The organism is Candidatus Erwinia dacicola (assembly GCF_001756855.1).
Classification (GTDB): domain Bacteria; phylum Pseudomonadota; class Gammaproteobacteria; order Enterobacterales; family Enterobacteriaceae; genus Erwinia; species Erwinia dacicola.
In genome coordinates this window covers 1-3,228 of the sequence record NZ_MAYS01000006.1, presented here as the reverse complement: position 1 = coordinate 3,228, position 3,228 = coordinate 1, and the positions used below count along the sequence as shown (strand labels likewise).

General features: G+C 53.1%; 5 protein-coding genes. All 5 read right to left on the bottom strand.

The window, feature by feature from the left end:
- The coding region (locus tag BBW68_RS18170) for an IS30 family transposase (RefSeq protein WP_148127472.1) at window positions 1-367 on the bottom strand (367 nt) is incomplete at its 3' end.
- Window positions 368-859: 492 nt separating this feature from the next.
- Window positions 860-1,927, bottom strand: coding sequence for a Replication protein (locus tag BBW68_RS00125; protein WP_070133502.1), 1,068 nt, complete (start codon window positions 1,925-1,927; stop codon window positions 860-862).
- 275 nt (window positions 1,928-2,202) lie between these two features.
- A complete protein-coding gene (locus BBW68_RS00120; protein ID WP_070133501.1) occupies window positions 2,203-2,457 on the bottom strand; it encodes a RepB family protein in 255 nt (84 codons plus the stop codon).
- A gap of 320 nt (window positions 2,458-2,777) precedes the next feature.
- Window positions 2,778-2,993, bottom strand: coding sequence for a phospholipase D-like domain-containing protein (locus tag BBW68_RS15150; RefSeq protein WP_083264678.1), 216 nt, complete (start codon window positions 2,991-2,993; stop codon window positions 2,778-2,780).
- A gap of 15 nt (window positions 2,994-3,008) precedes the next feature.
- Window positions 3,009-3,228: IS30 family transposase (locus tag BBW68_RS00115; protein WP_148127471.1), on the bottom strand; the 220-nt coding region annotated here is incomplete at its 5' end.

The window sequence follows — 3,228 nt, the reverse complement described above, 5'->3', positions numbered from 1 at the left end:
GAGTGAGCAGGAATGACTTCTGATCTTTGCCGAAGATGGTGTCAATCTCGAAATGGCCAGGTTCCTGTTTGAGGTCGGCTTCAGGTGGGCGATGCTCAATGCCAACGCGGTTGGGAATAGGGCGTCGTTTGAGGTTCTCGGCACTGTAGCTGTAGCGTTTTCCCCGGTGAGGAAGTTGCTGATACAGCTCTCCGCCAGCCTGTCGCTCCTGTTGGATATAGCGATAAAGCGTATTCTTGCTGACAAAGACATCGAATTCCAGCTGCAGGCGGCCACTGATGTCTTCAGGAGAGGTATGGGTGGAAAGCTCCTGCCGGATGAAGTCCTGAACGTGTGGCTCCAGCCGGTGAAAAGCATTTTTTGGCAAGGGTTTATGACGCCGTTCCCGTGCCAGCGAATCCGCTCTCCTGCAGGAGTAAACGCCGTTAAAAGCGGGGTCGGTATTAATGGGCGGATGCCTGCTCTGCGTGCTACTGTTCAGGTTGATATTGATGGTAGCCTTTGTGAACGTTGTAACTTGCTCTGAACAGAGTGAAGGGAGCTACCATCGATGCAGGTGAAGCCTGCTCTGGGTACTCTTTCTTTAGAAAGCATGTTTTGTTCAGAAGTAACGTTCGGAGTTAACGGTAACTGCAAGGAAGGGTTCGAAGTTAATGTCACCTCAGGGCCGACTTGGTCGGCCGTTTGAAGTTAAAAGCATCTTTGTCAGTCCGGTGTGACGGCACCGGTGGGGACGTAAACGGGCGGGAAAACAGCGTCCGAGGGGGGGTAGCAGGATTGTGCGCAGGGGGCATCCTGCCGGGTATCCGAAGATACCAGCATACGATGCGCGGAGGCCGCATGGAGGGAACGGTGGGTATTACGACAGAGGGACGCCGGCGCGCTCAAGCAGCAGCCGGTAGTATTTCTCCGCGTCGCTCACGTTCAGCTGCGGATGCTCGGCCCTGACGGACTGCTCCAGCTTCATCTGCATGGCCATGGTTAGCTCTCCGCCTGCGGCGTAGCGACGCCAGGCGTTCTGAAAGCGGTCAGTACCTTTAGCCGGGCGCAGCTGGCGCAGGTTCGCGGCGTGGCCGTCCAGCACGCGCTCGATGTCGGAGGTCACGCGCTGCTTCTCTGCGCACAGTTCAGGACTCACAACCCAGCGCTTTATCTGCTTCAGGCGGTTCTTCAGGGAGTGGTGACCGTCGATGTTGATGCCGAGGCGGGCCATCTTCAGCTGGTGACGGGCGTACCTGTCGCGCACGGACTCGGCGATGCCTGAGGCAACCGCCCACTGGCGGTATTTATGCAGCCAAGTGCGAATATCCTCAACGGACATGCCGCGCGAGGTGAAGAAGGATTCCGTCAGAAATATACGCATTGGTTTGTTCTGGCCGGAGTCCGCATCGCGGGCGCGGTGAACGACCACGTAGTCCAGCTGCTCGAGCACGCGCAGCGCGTTCAGCAGCACGTCGTAAGCCTTGCGGCCGCTTTCGTAAACGTGCAGTACGCCCATGCAGCGCGCCATCTCCTCAACCGGGAGCATGATTTCGAACATGTACTCACTGTCGGGGCTGTAGTAACAGTTCGCGGCCAGCACCAGAGACAGGGCGCTCAGGGCCTCACGGCTCTCGGAGCGGGCGGTGACGCGCATCGGTTTTGGACGAAACGTGCGGTCGAACATGCGGCTGTAAGGGGTGTAGCCTTTCTGACGCAGGGCAATCAGGTCGGCATTGCGGCACCAGTCATGATGACGGATGCGGGCAACGACCCTAGACGCCATGCCGCGCGGGGTTTTCCCATTGAATTCAGGCTGATGGTTGCGGTGCGTTTTGGACTGACCCTTGCGCAGCGAGTTGGACTCGCCGCGGCGGGAAGGACGGTAGCCACAGGCTGAAGCGCTAGGCGCTCCAGTCGGAGAAATCGCAAAGATGTGCTCAGACACTGTTCCCTTCGCTTATGTTGCGCGAAGGGAGTTGACCTTTAAAAGGCATAAAACTATACTCCCTGCATAGGGCAACAGCTTCTATGCAGATTCAGTGGGCCCCGTTAATCTTCTCAGTCGCCAAACATAGAAAGATTATCGGGGTTTTCTTTATTTCTGGCCTTCAGTTACCTGTCAGTACCAGTCTCCTGCCACCTTGCGGCGTGGCCAGCCAAAACTCTTCAACGATCAGTAATCTATCACTCATTGCCACAGCCAGCAATAACGTAAACCCACTATAATTTCCCTTTCAACTCAGCCTCATGCTTAATCAAGCGCTGCAGAATATCTGCCTGAGTCAGGCCCTCATCCTGACACATAAGCATCAACGCTTTTTTGAGTTCTGGCTCTACAAAAATCTTAATTTCTTTAAGTGCTTCACGCTTCCGCGCCACATAAGATAATTGTCGCTCAGAATCACTCATCGGGTTCTTGCGATTTCTCGTTTGTTTATGTTTTAGCTGAGCAGTAGCAGGCTGTGTGGTTGGCATAAACGCATCCTCAGATAAAATATTACTTTTTTTTTGCAGGATAGCACAGCTCACTTTTGAAGGGATTTATTTTATTTTCGGCTTTGTTGAATAAATAGAGATTATGCTGCTACCCCATAAAAACAGCGAGCATCTACAACATAAAATCAGTAGGTTACAACCAGTGTTCGGTAATACATGCTGGAATGACCAGCATCTTCGTCCAAAACCGGCACATTAAAACAGCATTATTACCTATTATTCAATAATAGCCTTTATTTTCGGTAAAAACCATTGGCGAACTGGTTTCATCGAATAGCAGGAAGATTACAGATACAAATTCAGTATGCGGATTGCCAGTCTGAACCCCCGTCCCATCGTGACTGCCAATGCGCCAGCGCCGGCATCTCACGTACCACCAAGACATTCTCAGCGTTCGACGCTGCCGCGCTGCGGGTGTAGTTATACGAACCGAGCTCCACCTTCTGGTCGTCTGTAATGATGACTTTGTCATGAACTGTAACCCTTTTAATGTTACATAAAAACGGCGGATTCAAGTTTGAAGTACAACGCTAAGCCGCCTGTTTTAGCTCTACAAAGACCACTGAAGGTTGCCGGAACCCAAGGCATTTCCGTGGCCTGCTATTCAGTGCTCCCTGGTACTTGCGGAGCTCGTCATTCGTCACTGCCGTCAGGTCAGTTCCTTTCGGGATAAACTGCCTCAACAACCCATTGGTGTTCTCGTTTAGCCCGCGCTGCCACGAGGCATATGGATGAGCGAAGTAGGTTTCC

What these genes read in the sequence shown, in the direction of transcription:
- BBW68_RS00120 (WP_070133501.1), bottom strand. Translation starts at nt 2,457, where the DNA reads ATGCCAACCACACAGCCTGCTACTGCTCAGCTAAAACATAAACAAACG.